15 protein-coding genes are annotated in these 15,483 nt (G+C 31.2%); 6 read left to right on the top strand and 9 right to left on the bottom strand.

Features of this window, described 5'->3' with window-relative positions:
* Positions 1–345 precede the first annotated feature (345 nt).
* Positions 346–1,299: an oxygen-dependent tRNA uridine(34) hydroxylase TrhO gene (gene trhO, locus ACF91D_RS09155; protein ID WP_107590211.1), complete on the top strand. Its 954-nt coding sequence runs from the start codon at positions 346–348 to the stop codon at positions 1,297–1,299.
* A 322-nt stretch (positions 1,300–1,621) separates the two neighbouring features.
* On the opposite strand, the gene ACF91D_RS09150 is transcribed toward trhO, so the two are convergent.
* Both ACF91D_RS09150 and ACF91D_RS09145 read right to left on the bottom strand, forming a co-directional pair.
* The gene (locus ACF91D_RS09150) at positions 1,622–2,461 is read right to left on the bottom strand and encodes a YitT family protein (RefSeq protein WP_042739560.1); all 840 of its coding nucleotides are present in this window, start codon (positions 2,459–2,461) and stop codon (positions 1,622–1,624) included.
* 218 nt (positions 2,462–2,679) lie between these two features.
* Positions 2,680–3,768, bottom strand: coding sequence for a flavin monoamine oxidase family protein (locus ACF91D_RS09145; protein ID WP_107590210.1), 1,089 nt, complete (start codon positions 3,766–3,768; stop codon positions 2,680–2,682).
* A gap of 223 nt (positions 3,769–3,991) precedes the next feature.
* Between ACF91D_RS09145 and ACF91D_RS09140 the strand changes: the two genes are divergently transcribed.
* Positions 3,992–4,417, top strand: a complete 426-nt coding sequence (locus ACF91D_RS09140; RefSeq protein ID WP_107527474.1) for a MaoC family dehydratase — start codon at positions 3,992–3,994, stop codon at positions 4,415–4,417.
* Between the two features lie 315 nt (positions 4,418–4,732).
* Positions 4,733–5,710 (top strand): alpha/beta hydrolase, encoded by a 978-nt coding sequence (locus ACF91D_RS09135; RefSeq protein WP_199189681.1) that lies wholly within the window; start codon positions 4,733–4,735, stop codon positions 5,708–5,710.
* Between the two features lie 101 nt (positions 5,711–5,811).
* Here ACF91D_RS09135 and ACF91D_RS09130 read toward each other — a convergent pair whose 3' ends face one another.
* Together ACF91D_RS09130 and ACF91D_RS09125 are read right to left on the bottom strand one after the other, a co-directional pair.
* Positions 5,812–6,222 carry a MerR family transcriptional regulator gene (locus tag ACF91D_RS09130; protein WP_107590208.1) on the bottom strand — a complete coding sequence of 137 codons (411 nt, stop codon included), beginning with the start codon at positions 6,220–6,222 and terminating at the stop codon, positions 5,812–5,814.
* 261 nt (positions 6,223–6,483) lie between these two features.
* The gene (locus ACF91D_RS09125) at positions 6,484–7,308 is read right to left on the bottom strand and encodes a LysR substrate-binding domain-containing protein (protein WP_107590207.1); all 825 of its coding nucleotides are present in this window, start codon (positions 7,306–7,308) and stop codon (positions 6,484–6,486) included.
* Positions 7,309–7,432: 124 nt separating this feature from the next.
* Here ACF91D_RS09125 and ACF91D_RS09120 point away from each other — a divergent pair, with 124 nt between their 5' ends.
* On the top strand, positions 7,433–8,425 hold the full coding sequence (locus ACF91D_RS09120) for a YeiH family protein (protein ID WP_107590206.1): 993 nt from the start codon (positions 7,433–7,435) through the stop codon (positions 8,423–8,425).
* A gap of 96 nt (positions 8,426–8,521) precedes the next feature.
* Here the strand turns inward: ACF91D_RS09120 and ACF91D_RS09115 are convergent, their stop codons facing one another.
* The 4 genes from ACF91D_RS09115 to fadH form a co-directional block, all read right to left on the bottom strand.
* Positions 8,522–9,211 carry a transglycosylase family protein gene (locus tag ACF91D_RS09115; RefSeq protein WP_107590205.1) on the bottom strand — a complete coding sequence of 230 codons (690 nt, stop codon included), beginning with the start codon at positions 9,209–9,211 and terminating at the stop codon, positions 8,522–8,524.
* Between the two features lie 369 nt (positions 9,212–9,580).
* Positions 9,581–10,087, bottom strand: coding sequence for a YfiT family bacillithiol transferase (locus ACF91D_RS09110; RefSeq protein ID WP_107580403.1), 507 nt, complete (start codon positions 10,085–10,087; stop codon positions 9,581–9,583).
* A gap of 142 nt (positions 10,088–10,229) precedes the next feature.
* Positions 10,230–10,784, bottom strand: a complete 555-nt coding sequence (gene tnpA, locus ACF91D_RS09105; RefSeq protein WP_107597459.1) for an IS200/IS605 family transposase — start codon at positions 10,782–10,784, stop codon at positions 10,230–10,232.
* Positions 10,785–10,983: 199 nt separating this feature from the next.
* Positions 10,984–11,748 (bottom strand): 2,4-dienoyl-CoA reductase, encoded by a 765-nt coding sequence (gene fadH, locus ACF91D_RS09100; RefSeq protein WP_107590167.1) that lies wholly within the window; start codon positions 11,746–11,748, stop codon positions 10,984–10,986.
* A 256-nt stretch (positions 11,749–12,004) separates the two neighbouring features.
* Here fadH and ACF91D_RS09095 point away from each other — a divergent pair, with 256 nt between their 5' ends.
* Complete coding sequence (locus ACF91D_RS09095) at positions 12,005–14,050, top strand: Mur ligase family protein (RefSeq protein ID WP_107590166.1); 2,046 nt, start codon at positions 12,005–12,007, stop codon at positions 14,048–14,050.
* A 12-nt stretch (positions 14,051–14,062) separates the two neighbouring features.
* The gene (locus tag ACF91D_RS09090) at positions 14,063–15,013 is read left to right on the top strand and encodes a glycosyltransferase family 2 protein (RefSeq protein WP_107590165.1); all 951 of its coding nucleotides are present in this window, start codon (positions 14,063–14,065) and stop codon (positions 15,011–15,013) included.
* A 219-nt stretch (positions 15,014–15,232) separates the two neighbouring features.
* Here ACF91D_RS09090 and ACF91D_RS09085 read toward each other — a convergent pair whose 3' ends face one another.
* Entirely contained in the window at positions 15,233–15,481 is a 249-nt protein-coding gene (locus ACF91D_RS09085) for a hypothetical protein (RefSeq protein WP_107590164.1), read from the bottom strand.
* Positions 15,482–15,483: the final 2 nt, after the last annotated feature.

Genomic DNA, 15,483 nt, shown 5'->3' with positions numbered 1-15,483 from the left:
TCTATTATGTAATTTTGCCCAAAAAATGTCAACGAGAAACCAAAGTGAAAATAACTACCCCACAATATATTTAAAGCCTTTATATATTTATTTATTAAAAAATAATACTCAATAAAAATATGATATAAAGGATACTTTACCTATTTCAAAATTTTTGAATTGAATAATACACCTTTTTTGTTACAATATATTGAGGAGAATTTTGTGTTTTTACACAAACTTGCAACGTTGGCATACTTTTCCATAGAAAAAGTAGTTATAAAACTTCATAAATCAAATTAATTTCAATTCACGCTGATCTTAATATAAATTGATAAAAAAAATTAAATAGAAGGAGCATGTAAAATGGATTACAGAGTATTGTTATATTATAAATATACAACAATTGAAGACCCCGAAACATTTGCAACTGAGCACTTAGATTTTTGTAAAGATTTAGAATTAAAAGGCCGTATTTTAGTATCTGGTGAAGGGATTAACGGTACAGTGTCAGGAACTGTAGCAGCCACTGACAAATATATGGAAACTTTAAAAGCCGATTCTCGTTTTGAAGGTATTACCTTTAAAGTTGATGAAGCTGAAGGTCACGCATTCAAGAAAATGCATGTGCGCCCAAGAAATGAAATTGTTGCATTAGACCTAGAAGATGATGTTAATCCAAATGAATTAACAGGAAAATATTTATCTCCAAAAGAATTTAAACAAGCATTATTAGATGATGATACTATCGTTATTGATGCTAGAAATGATTATGAATTTGATTTAGGTCATTTCCGTGGTGCAGTGAGACCAAACATTACTCGTTTTAGAGATTTACCTGACTGGATTAAAGAGAATAAAGAACAATTTATGGATAAGAAAATCGTTACTTACTGTACTGGTGGTATCCGTTGTGAAAAATTCTCAGGTTTCTTATTAAAAGAAGGCTTTGAAGATGTGGCGCAACTTGAAGGTGGCATCGCAACTTATGGTAAAGACCCAGAAGTTCAAGGTGAATTATGGGACGGTAAAATGTATGTATTTGACGAAAGAATCAGTGTAGACGTAAACCATGTTGAAAAGACAGTTGTTGGTAAAGAATGGTTTGACGGTACACCTTGTGAACGCTACATCAACTGTAGTAACCCAGAATGTAACAAACAAATTCTAGTTTCTGAAGAAAACGAAGCACGTTATTTAGGTGCTTGTTCACATGAATGTGCTGCTCATGAAAGAAATCGCTATGTAAAAAAACATAATATTAGCGATGCAGAAAAAGCAAAACGTTTAGAAAACTTTAACACGTTAGTTAATCAATAATCGCTAACTTTTATAATTTGTATCACTATTAAAAAATCAAATAAACAGCCAGTAAATAAGCTTCTATACTTATTTACTGGCTGTTTTATTTATAATATTGCTTAATTTAGACGCACTTGCATAAAATGATCTCATTATCGTATTTGAAAATAGCATTTTATGGACTAGATTATTTAATCTATAAAAATAGCTATGAACAAAGTCTATCATCTTTACTTTCTTCATAGCTTTTTATTACTACAGATGATTTCACTGAATTTTAAAAACGGTTAGTCACAGTTACTATTGAAGACATCTCTTAGACAATATTTTACTAAATGTATTATTGAACCTTCATAAAGCCATTGCCTAAGACATCTCTTACATCATGAATAACCAAAAATGCATTCTCGTCATATATATTAACGATTTTTTTAATTTGTGATAATTGATTTTGAGGTACAACTACGTATAAAATTTTGCTTTCTTTTTGACCATAACCGCCTTCTCCATTTAATAATGTAGAGCCACGACCTGTTTCTTGATTGATTTGACGACTTATTTTAGCATTATAAGCTGACATAATCGTAATTGCCTTCTTCGGATTAAATCCTTCTATTACAAAGGACATACTTTTTTCTACAATAAATAGCATCACGATTGTATAAAGCACGTTTTGTACAGGTAACACTAATAAAAATGATACAACGATTAAAGTATCTAAAATGAATAAGGCTTGAGAAGTCTTAATCTCTGAATATTTATTAATTATTTTGGCAATAACCGATGTACCACCAAGCGTACTACGTGCAGAAATTACAAAACCAGAACCAATACCAATCAACACGCCTGAAAACACTGTATTGATAAAGTCTGAATCTATATTAAGTGTTAGATTCTCAGTCAAGCCAATAAACAACGAACTAGAAATTACAGTGATCAATGTATATACTGCCGTTGTTTTACTTAAAAATTTCCACCCTATTATAATTAAAATGACGTTGATAATAAATGAAGTAATAGCTGGTGACCAACCAAGCGTATACTTTAAATTTAATGATATGCCAACTGTGCCGCCTTCTCCTAAATTAGATGCAATAACAAATGTATTAATGCCAATCGCTATAAGAAATGTCCCCAAAATACAGAAACAGATATTCTTCAAATGTATTCTATACACCATCTTCACAAGCCTCACTTTCTTTATAGTTTAAAGTTACATATGTCTATTCATGATTATGTTATTTAACATAAAAAGAACTTCTTAGCTAACAACTAAAAAGTTCTAATAGATATCTACTTATTAAATTTTTCAACACAAATACACATAGTAATATAATTGCATAGACATTTCAATTGTAAAAGTTCAACTCACCATAACTTCATATAGGTCGTTTAAAATTATCTTTCTTTTATCATACTTTGATGTGTTAAATTGTTAAATGTCTGTTCAGCTGAGGCGAGTGCACCTTCAAGATGACCTCCATTTTTTGCATCATATTCTGTACCAGCAAAGTATACATTATCTATGTATGCAGGTGGCTGCCCATAAGTAGGAAAACTTTCAATATTTAATGTGTCACCTGGCGTTACCGTATAGTCATCCTGCGACCAATCTTTATAATAAAATGCTTTATAGTCTCGCGCTTCTTCACCGAACAATCTCACTAATTGATTGACTACTTTATCCTCAATGCTTGCTAGTGTTTCTCTCTTTCGATCAGCTGGTGCTAAACCAAAAAATCCAAATAAGGCACTATCTCCATTAGGTGTTGTTACGTCATAAATTTCACGCAGTGGACCTTGCCAACTTATAACATTACCAGATAGTTCGTCCGTTCTCCAAAATGGTTGATCATATGTAACAATCGCTTTCGCCTGAGCCCCCATCCATGTTGGCTTATTTAATAAATCAACCTTCACTGTTTCTGGTAACTCAGGTGTAAAGTCAATATTCTCAAATAGTAATCTTGGCGGTAAAGTAAATACGACCACATCAGCATCATAAGTTCGCTCTTCTTCTGTGCGATTGTTTACTGCTGTTACAGTAAATGTCTGATCCTCATTTCGTCTTATAGCAGTAGCACTTGTATTAAGGTCAATATTGATTGTTGGTATGCGCTGGTAAATTGCTTGTACCAAAGCATTCACGCCACCTTCAATTCGTTTACAATAACTGTTAACCTCAGTTGCTTTAATAAACTTTACAGGATTATTGTCACTCAACTCTAACAAACTTTGCCCATTATTATACTGCTCTATCGTCGATAATTGTAATTCTTCTATCAAATTAACAATCTTAGGTTCCTTTTCAGGCCAAAACCATGTTGGTCCTAAATCAAAATAATTTTCGTTAGAAGGTGTTTCTGTTAATACACGACCACCAATTCTATCTCGTGCTTCAATTATATTAAATGTCACATCAGTATCGGATAATAAATCCGCTAATCTCAAACCACTGATACCACTACCTACAATCAATACATGCATATATATACCTCTCTTTTTTCGAAAATTCTAATAATTAGTTGTTTTATATTCTACTACTTATTCTTCTTTATGAATATAAAACTTTGATAATTACTAAAGATATCTATTTTTAATCTATCAGTTTGCACTATCAATCGTATAAATTGAAAGGTCGTTCATTTTAAGTGTATAACTATAGATAGTACGTTAGGTTACAGAAATATATTAGAAAGAGAGTATACATATGAAATTCGATGATTTTTCAATTGGTGATACCTTTAATACTAAAAGTTATCAACTTAGTGAAGAAGAAATTATAAAATTTGCACGTGAATTTGATCCACAATATATGCATATTAATAAAAACAAAGCATCTGAGGGACGATTTAATGGAATTATCGCATCGGGTATGCATACGATGTCCTTATCCTTTAAATTATGGGTAGAAACTGGTAAATATGGCGAAGAGGTAGTAGCTGGGACACAGATGAATCATGTTAAATTCTCCAAGCCAGTATATCCGAATGATACTTTACGTGTCGTTGCTGAAGTTACACACAAACATTCTATAAAGAAAGAAAACGGTCTGTTAACCGTACTGTTAACTACGTTTAATCAACATGATATCATCGTTTTTAAAGCTGAATTAACAGCACTTGTAAGTAATTAATATTTCACTCAAAAAATTAGAGACTTAGCCATGTAAAATAATGTATGGTTAGGTCTTTTATTTACTTTCAAACTTATTTCTGGATAACACTTCATTTCATTACAATCCACTGATACATTTTTGTAATTAAACTATCATTGATTATTTGTTATAAACAGCGTTTATAATTCGTTTGATAATGCCTTTTAAGCATATCTGCAATTACAATATAAGCATTTAACATATCAATTCTCTTCCCTTATTATTACAAGTATAAATTGTAGGATGTTCAATAACTCTATTTACATGGACATTTAAGAGAGGATGTTTATAGATATGAAAAATGAGAATACAGAATTAACACAGGATTGGGATAAAATTTTTCCAAAAAGTACGAAAGTAAATCATACAAAAGTTACATTTATAAATCGATTTGGTATTACGATTGCTGCCGATTTATATGAACCGCAGCATATAACTGGGGAGAAATTACCAGCGCTTGCAGTTAGTGGTCCATTTGGTGCTGTAAAAGAACAAGCTTCAGGTCTATATGCACAAACTATGGCTGAAAGAGGATTTCTTTCTATAGCTTTCGATCCCTCTTACACTGGAGAAAGCACTGGTTCACCACGCAATGTAGCTTCTCCAGATATCAATACTGAAGATTTCCAAGCTGCTGTAGATTTCTTATCCGTTCACGATAAAGTCGATCCAAACAGAATTGGTATTATCGGCATTTGTGGTTGGGGCGGTATGGCATTGAGTGCTGCTGCTATTGATACACGTATTAAAGCTACTGTCACTTCAACTATGTATGATATGACACGTGTAAATGCAAATGGTTACTTTGATGAGGAAGATAGTGCAGCACAACGAGACAAGAAACGTCATTCTTTAAATCAACAACGTATCACTGATTTTGTTAATAGTTCATATGCCGTAGATGGTGGTGTTGTGGATCCTTTACCAAATGATGCACCAGAATTTGTAAGTGGCTATCATGATTATTATAAGACAGATCGTGGTTACCATTCTCGTTCACTAAACTCTAATAATGGTTGGAACATTACCATGCCTTTATCATTCTTAAATTCTCACTTACTAGACTATAGTAATGAAATTAATAGTGCTGTTTTGTTAGTTCACAGTGATAATGCTCACTCAAGATATTTCAGTGAAACTGCATATAGTAACTTAACAGGTGACAACAAATCATTGATGATTGTTCCTGATGCCGTTCACACCGATTTATATGATAATTTAGATAAAATACCATTTAACAGTATAGAATCATTCCTCAATAAATATTTATAAATATAAGAAAAGGTAGATGCCACAAATTAATGTAGCGTCTACCTTTTTTGTATATGATTGCTAAAGTATTGTCAATTCTATTATAAACTACTTATATGTTATTATCGTCCATTCACTTTATTTATGTTCTTGTTATTATTTTTAGATGTTTTAGTAAAACGAACATTTTCATTATCATACATAGCTATTTTTGTATTTAATAATGTTAAAGTTTCTTGCATTTCTTCTATATTTTCCAATAAAATTTCTCTTTCTTTATATAATATATCTCTCCGTGTATCCTTTGTTTCCTCACCTTGATGATATAATTCAATATACTTAGATAATGCATCTATTGATAATCCGGACTGTCTCATACATTTTGCTAATTTAACCCAATTTAAATCATCTTGGCTATAATTCCGAATACCATTAGCATTGCGTCTAATTTTAGGTATAATTCCAATTTTTTCGTAATAACGTAACGTATCAACACTAATATTCATTCTTTTACTAACTTCTGATATCATCATATTTTTATTACCTCTTTATTCATGTAACCTAAAGATTTCATCAATCTTACCATCTATACATGCTTCAAATTATAAATTGTTTTTATTTATCGTTATCATACTCCTTAGAGTATACTCCAAGTCAATCATTATGACTTTTGATTCCTAATGAATTTATACAAGATAACAACTAGTTATTATCTCTATATTAGGAACTAATAATCTCTTTATTTCAAACTTTTATACGTAACTTTTAAAATCATTTATGATATTTCATAGATACTAACCATGCTGTAAATTATCAATTAAAATTTCTAAATTCATGTCGATATATTTATTTTTATGAGTTAACAAATAAAAATAACGTTCTATATTGAGCGGTGTTATATCTAATACTTGATAATCTGTAGGAGTTAACGTGGATTTTGAAACTATTGCAAAACCATTCCCCGCATGAACCATGTGCTTGATTAATGTCGTATTATTAATTTCTACTAAATATGGTTTTAATCCCAATTCAGACAAACCAATTTCTTGGTACACTCTTGTACCTGAACCTCTTTCTCTAATAAAGCATGTATTACGATTTGATGCTTTAGATTGATTACGTATAAGTACCATTTCATCCTTGGCAATGCGCGTGCTATTTATCATGTGATCTTGAATTTCTTTTTCTACTATACCTAAATCAATTGTATTATTTTTTATATTTTCAATCATTGTTTCAGAATTATCTAACCTTACATGTATATGTAAATCAGGATATTGTGAAGCTAAATCTGTTAAATGCTGCGACAACTTATATTCACCATAGGTAAAACTACTACCAACAGTTAATTCTCCTGTCACTTTATTCGGTTGATCCTTTAAATCATGCCAAAGTTTCGATTCCAGTTGCGAACGTTTTAATGCATATTGAAAGATTTTTCTACCATCATTAGTCAGATTCATCTTACTATGATTAAACTCAAATATTTTTATATCATATCTTTTTTCTAAACGTTTGATATCTCTACTAATTGATGGTTGTGAAGTATATAAATTTTCTGCTGCTTTAGTGAAACTCTGTGCTTTCACTACTTCTGTTAACACTTTATATGGATCCATAGTCTCACCTCTATCGCTATATTCCAGATATATTATAACACTTTTGTTATAAGCAATATACATAATATATATTTAACGTTATAGATATATGGTGCTAGACTTTTTATTAAGGAGGCGCATTCAAATGAAATCTATTAACAATAAATCATTTTATTTAGGACTACTATTCACATTGATTATCACAGTTATTAGTTTATTGTGTGCTCAGTTACCATTACTGAATAATGTTGGTGCTTTATCAATTGCCATTTTAATCGCTATCGCCTATCGACATTTTAAAGGTTATCCAGAAACATACCGTTCTGGCATTACCTTTTCTTCCAAACGATTATTAAAATTAGCGATTATTTTATATGGTTTAAAGCTAAATATAAATGACATAATTGGCAACGGCAGTCATTTATTAATCATAGATTGTGGTGTGATTATATTTAGTATTGTATTTATTCTATTAATTAATCGCCTTATCAAAGGTGACCGGAGTCTTACTTTACTTTTAGGTATTGGAACTGGAATATGCGGTGCAGCAGCAATCGCAGCAGTTGCACCAATTCTTAAATCCAAAGAAGAAGACACTGCAATCAGCATTGGTATTATAGCCTTAATTGGTACTGTTTTTTCATTAGGTTACACCTTAATATATTCTCTATTTTCTATATCTCCACAAATCTATGGTGCTTGGTCTGGTGTAAGTCTACACGAAATTGCACATGTGATTTTAGCAGCTGATTTTTCTGGTGAAACTGCTTTAAAAATAGGTTTATTAGGAAAATTAGGCCGCGTATTCTTACTAGTTCCTGTGAGTATTATCTTGATTATTATAATGAAAGTGAAAGATAAATCTACTAATCATGCTCAGCGTATTGACACACCTTATTTTTTAATCGGTTTTATACTAATGGCAATCATAAACAGCTATATAAATATTCCAACTGAAATCATGAACGTTGTTAACTTTCTAACTACGATTTGCTTACTTATGGCAATGGTAGCATTAGGCCTTAATGTTTCTTTAAAAGATTTAAGACACCGGGCATTCAAACCTTTGATCGCCATCATTATTACATCTATTTTTTTATCAGTATTTACATTTTTACTTGTTAACATTATTTATTAAACGCACTATCCCTTCCCTCTTAAATCACAATTTCCAAAAAAATCCCCTTGACTCTAATTGAGTTCAAGGGGATTTATATTAAAATATTTTATATTATTATGCAGTTACCCATTGTGAAGCACCAGCTGTGTTATATAATTTAACTGCTGCTGCATCTTGTACTGATTCAGGTGCTTCTGTTGGAGATACACCTTGATATTGTGCAGGTGCTACTGAATCCCAAGTACTTTGTAAGAATTGATACTTACCTGCTGCACCTGTTGATGGGTTAACAGCTTTTAAGTCTCCACCTGATTCACGTTGAGCAATTTGTTGTAAATGAGAATTTACATTTACTGATGAACCAGTTGATTCTTCACTACTTGAATTATTTGTTGATTGTTGTTGTGTAGTTGCTTCTTGTTGAGTTGATGATTGTTGTGTAGTTGCTTCTTGTTGTGGTTGTTGAGTTTGTTCAGTTTGTGGAGCTGCTTCTTGTTGTGGTTGTTGAGTTTGTGCTGTTTGATCTGATGAATTTGAGCTATCTCCTGAACCTTCACCGTAACTCCATGTAAAGTTTTCACCGTCTGATTTAAAGTTATAGTTTACACCGTCTTGCGTAAAGTTATAGTTATATGAACCTTCTTGAATTGGAGATTCATTTAATTGTTGTGGATTTGATTGAGCTAATTGTGCTAATTCTGCTTTATTAATTCCTTGTTCAGCAGCGTCCGCTGAGTTTCCTGCTGCTACTCCTGTTACTCCAAGACCTACTGCTAATGTTGATGCGATTAATGTTTTTTTCATTTTCAAAAATTCCTCCTATAAGGTAATTAGTTATTTGATTAATTTGCTAGTTACACTCTAACATCTATAAAAGGGTCGTAGGTTACAGTGAGGTGAAAAAAACAGGCACAAGTTTACATCCTAATTACATAAAATTTCCTCAACTACACAGCAAATACAGTTCAAAATACTTTCATGCCAACTCTAATTGCTTACATTCCAGGATAGTACATTGTAATATTTGTGTAATATGTAAATAAAATATCCTTCTTTTACTTTTTTAAAAAACTAATATGAAGGGACGTAATTTTCAATAGAAATAATATTCTACTATATAAAAATGAATAATTAAAAATACCATCTCTTTTTAGAAATGGTATCTTAATTTATTTATGATAATGCAATTTTGATATGTGCTAAATGATGAGATTGATGCCATGATAATTTAGCAATTGTTTCACCAACTGATATTGGTCCTTCTCCAATTAATGAAAAAGTTCTATTAATTTGTTGTTCTTTTAACGTTCTACCAACTGCTACAATTCTTTTATTTAAACCATCTAATAACTGCAAAGATATTTGAACCGGCAAGTCATTATCTTTAGTTTGTATCCATTCATCTTGATTAAATGGTACTACTTTAGGATTATCATCTGTTAATGCTAGCTTTAATCTATGATACATATTTAATTGTGAATCAGCTATATGATGCACTAGTTCTCTTACATTCCAACTTCCTTCACGATACTTTTTCTGTAAAGCATCTTCATCTAAATCTATTACGGTTGCTCGTAAATCTTCTATATAATGTTCTATTTCATTTAACCATTCATCTATATGGCGTAATGTAATTTTGTCTGGTAATTCTAATGCGCCTATTGGAAATCTGACATCCATTATAAACACCCCTCATACTTATTCGCTGTTATTATTGTCTTCCCTACATACATAAATTATATACATTTAATGATATTGATTACAATTTTAAATCAAATCCACCCGTATAACGGGTGGTTTGTTCTGCGGCTAAAAGCCTTTATTACTGACCAGCCCTGATAAGGACACCGAGAAGATCAGCCAAATGTACTACTTTCCCAGCAACCCTTAAAAGGGTTGTTTGTTTTTTCTTCTTAATTTCTTCACCAGTGAACGGATCTATATACTCAACTAATGTTAATTGTTCTGCAACGATATCTTCTTGTAATTGATTACGTATATAATTTTCTATAACTTTCTTATTTCTACCTACTGTATCAACATAAAAACCTTTATACCAAAATTTTCTATTTCCATATCTATACTTTAAATGAGCATGTCGGTCAAAAATCATTAAACTACTTTTACCTTTTAAATATCCAACAAATTGTAAAACGCTTAATTTCGTTGGAATACTAACTAACATATGAATATGATCTTTACATGCTTCTGCTTCAATAATTTCTACACCTTTTCTTTCACAAAGCTGCCTTAATATAATTCCGATATCTTTTTTTATTTTCCCATAAATTATTTGTCTTCTGTATTTTGGTGCAAAGACTATATGGTACTTACAATTCCATTTTGTATGTGCTAAACTATTTGTGTCTGATGACATATATTGCATCTCCTTGTGTGTTTATTTTGGTTGGCTGACCAAATATAATTTTAGCACTAGAGATGCAATTTTTAATACAGCGGTAAAACCATACTGTACCATACGCATAGCGTATGGTTTTTTTCTATAACAAAAGAACCACACCTGAAAAATTAGGTATGGTTCCATTTATAATTAAGTTATTTAATTTTATTATTATTTAAAACGGATTTTTGTTTAACCATTGACCACCGTCCATTGTAATACACTCACCATTAATATAACTCGCATGTTCTGAGAATAAAAAGTATGCTAAATTGGCTATTTCATCTACTTGGCCCATTCGTCCAATTGGTACGCTTTCTAACGTTTGTTGTCTAGCATCTTCTGAAAGTGTTAGCCTTTCAGCACCACCTGTATTTTCTATTGGCCCTGGTGCAATTGCATTGACACAAATACCATATTTTGATCCCCATTCAACAGCTAATGTTCTCGTCATAGCTAATACACCTGCTTTTGCACTAGCAGAATGCACGACACCTGGTCCTGCTCCCCATGCATATGTAGCTACCATGTTCAGTATTCTTCCAGGATAATTATTTTCTATCCATACTTTTCCCACGGCTTGTGTACAATACCATGTTCCATTTAATACTATATCTACTACTGAGTTCCATGCATTCTTGGATAAATCTTCCGCCGGACAAATAAAGTTTCCTGCTGCATTATTTACCAAACCATCTATTTGACCAAATTGTTTTAATGTTTTATCAACAGTATATTGAACACGTTCAGGATCTCTTACATCCATATCAATGCATAATATTTGGCCATCAAATTTTTCTATTTCTAATTTAGTTTGCTCTAGCTTTTCAAGCGAACGTCCGGTAATAACTACTTTCGCTCCTTCTTCCGCAAATTTCTTCGCCATTGCTTTCCCCATGCCACTGCTGCCACCTGTTACAATCATTACCTTATCTTCCATAAGATATTCCCCCATCTCTCATAAATCACGCCACTTAATTAAACGCTTACAAAAATATGTGATTTAATACTATTTTGTTACTCACGTACCCTTTTTAAAGGTATTAAATCGTTTGAAAAATAAAAACATTTACTCATAATCAGGTACAAGAAATACATAAATAAATTGTGTACGTTTGTTTTAAATATTTTTTATACTTACTACAATGTTTTATTGTATAATCTAAGTAATATACAAATGGAGGTTCAATTATTCAATGTATGTAAAGGAAATCGCAGAAATAGTAAAAGGTAGATTGATAGATGCAGTTGGTCAAGAAAATCATATCATCAATGATTTTGAAACTATATATGGTTTTGTGAAAAGTAAAAATACAGCCTATTTTTCACCTAATAAAGTGACATGGGCTAAGGAATTAGGCAGAAGTAAGAATGCCCCTGAAGGTAATGACTTAATCGATAAGTCTAATGGAAATATTGGATTAATTATTACTGAAAATTATGTAGAAGACATGGAACATAACGTGCCACAATTAATTGTGGACGATTCTGTTAAAGCGCTCAAAACTTTAGCTATTCATATTCGAAATCAGTTCCATAACCCAGTCATTGCAATAACTGGATCTATGGGCAAAAGCTCAACCAGAATGTTAATCAGTTCATTACTACAGGATTATCATGTATTAGAAAATCGAGGAAACAATAATATAAGAGCTGCAATTTACGCTAATATGTTAAAACTAATTAAAAACCCTGATTATGCAGTTATTGAAACTTCTTTGAATGCAATTAATAATAAAGAAAATACTGCAATTTATTTACGACCAGATATTGCAATCGTAACGGGTATTGGAGCTGCACATTTTTCTACTTTCCAATCGTTAGAACAAATTGCTGAATTAAAAGCGCGTATTTTCAAAGGATTAAATCACAACGGTATCGCTATTATTAATGGGGAAACAATGTTTGCAGATTATTTAAAGGATAAAGCATTAGAATCCACGCAAAATGTACTTACTTACCATAAAGAACATACTGCGGATTCAGATTTTTCTCCTGAATTCATTCAATACCATAAAGGGTACATTGAACTAGGATTAGATGAAATACAAGGTATAGAGAAATATAAATTGAACACGATCAGTGAGGGAATGGTTTCAAATGCATTAGCTGCCTTTTTAACACTTAAAGAATTACATTTACCTATTAATTCTGAATATGTAGAATCATTTAAGCCATTTTCAAAAATCTTAGCTATGAAACCAATCAAAACATTATCTCATAATGTCACACTAATTGATGATACTCACAATGCATCATTACCTGCCATGATTAATGCAATACATGCATTTAATAGTCAAACTCAATTCTTTACGGGTAATAAAATTATCGCCTTAGGTAAAATAAATGACTTGGGGCACAAATCTGCCGAAGTTCACGCAGAATTAGTAGATGTTTTAACTCATTCTAATGCAGATTACATACTTTGTTTAGATAATGACTTACGCCCAGTTGTAAACAAAATTCGAAATAAACATATCACATGGTATCCAAATAAAGACTTATTAATGAATGATTTAATGCATCTTTGTAATGAAGATTCACTTGCATTACTGAAATCTTCAAGTGGTGGGACTGAATTCCCAGAAATAGCTAAGGCATTGCCACAACGTTTAACGCATTTTGAACTTGCCGATAATTTTGGTGATATTTTTGAAGAAATGAGCTATCTTGGTCAGAGCTATATGATTATAGATAATAAAACTAACGACATCATAAGTTCACACAACGTGGAACAGTCGCAAACTATCGAAGGTATGGGACCATTATTATATTACCTCAAGGCCATGGACGATAAATTAGATAATGAGACGATTACGATGCAAGAATGGGTTACAAATAATGATAAACATTATACTGGCAAACAAACTGATTTGTTTACATTACTAGAAAGCATGACCTTATCACCACACCCTTCTGAAACATATGAACTGGTAGATTACTTATTTAAAAACTTTGCTAATCGTAAACGTTATACTGAAGCATTGATTTCAAAATTTGACCTTTCTAATTCTATCGCGATCAATTTAACCGGTAGATTCCGAGTGAAAGAACGTCAATGTTACTCTGTTTTAGATTTATTTAAATTATACAAGGCCTATAAATATGATTTGTTTAAATTTAACAATATGTTCATTCTTGGTTTAAATTATAAAAGTGGCTTTATTAGAGGTGCTGAACATACAATTATCTTTACTTCATATACAGATTTAGAAGAACTAAAAGGAAAAATTAAATTTTAAGGAGGTTTAACAATGACTAGCACTATAGAAATTTCTATTATTATACCGTTGTATAATAGGGCAAATGGTATACAAAGGTTGTTACATAATCTTTCTTTACAATCTTTTGATATGAATCGTGTTGAGGTTATCATTTCAGATGATAAATCTACAGATAATTCATTAGACATTGCGAAAACCTTTGTTAATCAGATTCCTAATTTAATTATTCTAGAAAGCGATGTTAATTCTGGCGGCGCTTCAGTTCCGAGAAATAAAGCTCTTGATATTGCTAAAGGTAAATGGATACTCTTCATTGACTCAGATGATTATATTACAGAGTATTCCTTGGCCGATGCCATAGCCACAGCAAATAAATCTCAAGATGATATGGTTTGCTTACCATACTTTAGAGCTAAAAATAGTAACAGACCATTAAGTCGGTCGGCATTCTACTCTCCCTCTACAATAAGTAATCTTAAATTTGAAGATACAAAATTATATAATAGTTTGAACGTTATTGGTAAATTAATTAAACGCGATATCATAGAACAACATCGTATAAGATTTCCTGAAAACATTCGCGTTAGAGAAGATAATTGGTTCTTAATGCAAGTTTATAGTGTAGTTAATTCTATTTCTATATTAGGTTATGAAAAAAATTATTACTTTTATGAACAACAAGACGAAGTCGCATTAACAAATACAAAGACGCCTCCAAGAGATGCAGTCAAAATATATATTGCTGTTTATGATTTCGTAAAAAGTCGAACACAATTATCAAATGAACAAAAAATCAATTACTTAACAATATTTTTAAATCGTTATACAAACATGATAAAAAGAGGGAAACACGCACCCGTACGCTTTTTCAATCACACTAAACCAACACTATTAAAAATGCTTAGAAATCAATATGTAGATGATAATACAATTGCGTTTATTGAAGACTTATTCTTAGGTAAATATGACATTGCTAATTAACAATACCATTTTCACATTACCAAATAACCTAAAGTCATATTACTTAAAAAATTATATCCGATTTCAAAAAAAGAGTTCATCCACAATATTTACGGATGAACTCTCTTTTTATTAATAAATCTTATAATTAAGGTATATTGCTTTATTCTAAAAAAATTATTTTTATTACTTTCAGTCATAATAAGTATTAAACTTTAGCAAATGCATAATACATTTTCATTAAAAAAGATGACCAATATATTTGTAAATATAAATTGCTGCAATCACAAGCGGAGCTATAAACATTAGTGTCTTATACTTCTTTTTTTCTGGTTTTTCTTCTGCTTTGCCTTGCTTTCTTTCCTCTAAATACTGGAGTAATTCTGCTTCAATCTCTTTGTCTATCGCGCTTTTTTCAGACTCATTTGCTTCACTTTTTTCATGATTTGATTGTTTTAGTTCATCTGTATGTTTATTGTTTTCAGTCATAC

It is taken from the genome of Staphylococcus sp. 231237_7MaSpsaltlick (genome assembly GCF_043107035.1).
This window is presented reverse-complemented; position numbering and strand designations above follow the sequence as displayed.

What these genes read in the sequence shown, in the direction of transcription:
- trhO (WP_107590211.1), top strand. Translation starts at nt 346, where the DNA reads ATGGATTACAGAGTATTGTTATATTATAAATATACAACAATTGAAGAC.
- ACF91D_RS09150 (WP_042739560.1), bottom strand. Translation starts at nt 2,461, where the DNA reads ATGGTGTATAGAATACATTTGAAGAATATCTGTTTCTGTATTTTGGGG.
- ACF91D_RS09145 (WP_107590210.1), bottom strand. Translation starts at nt 3,768, where the DNA reads ATGCATGTATTGATTGTAGGTAGTGGTATCAGTGGTTTGAGATTAGCG.
- ACF91D_RS09140 (WP_107527474.1), top strand. Translation starts at nt 3,992, where the DNA reads ATGAAATTCGATGATTTTTCAATTGGTGATACCTTTAATACTAAAAGT.
- ACF91D_RS09135 (WP_199189681.1), top strand. Translation starts at nt 4,733, where the DNA reads ATGAAAAATGAGAATACAGAATTAACACAGGATTGGGATAAAATTTTT.
- ACF91D_RS09130 (WP_107590208.1), bottom strand. Translation starts at nt 6,222, where the DNA reads ATGATGATATCAGAAGTTAGTAAAAGAATGAATATTAGTGTTGATACG.
- ACF91D_RS09125 (WP_107590207.1), bottom strand. Translation starts at nt 7,308, where the DNA reads ATGGATCCATATAAAGTGTTAACAGAAGTAGTGAAAGCACAGAGTTTC.
- ACF91D_RS09120 (WP_107590206.1), top strand. Translation starts at nt 7,433, where the DNA reads ATGAAATCTATTAACAATAAATCATTTTATTTAGGACTACTATTCACA.
- ACF91D_RS09115 (WP_107590205.1), bottom strand. Translation starts at nt 9,211, where the DNA reads ATGAAAAAAACATTAATCGCATCAACATTAGCAGTAGGTCTTGGAGTA.
- ACF91D_RS09110 (WP_107580403.1), bottom strand. Translation starts at nt 10,087, where the DNA reads ATGGATGTCAGATTTCCAATAGGCGCATTAGAATTACCAGACAAAATT.
- tnpA (WP_107597459.1), bottom strand. Translation starts at nt 10,784, where the DNA reads ATGTCATCAGACACAAATAGTTTAGCACATACAAAATGGAATTGTAAG.
- fadH (WP_107590167.1), bottom strand. Translation starts at nt 11,748, where the DNA reads ATGGAAGATAAGGTAATGATTGTAACAGGTGGCAGCAGTGGCATGGGG.
- ACF91D_RS09095 (WP_107590166.1), top strand. Translation starts at nt 12,005, where the DNA reads ATGTATGTAAAGGAAATCGCAGAAATAGTAAAAGGTAGATTGATAGAT.
- ACF91D_RS09090 (WP_107590165.1), top strand. Translation starts at nt 14,063, where the DNA reads ATGACTAGCACTATAGAAATTTCTATTATTATACCGTTGTATAATAGG.
- ACF91D_RS09085 (WP_107590164.1), bottom strand. Translation starts at nt 15,481, where the DNA reads ATGACTGAAAACAATAAACATACAGATGAACTAAAACAATCAAATCAT.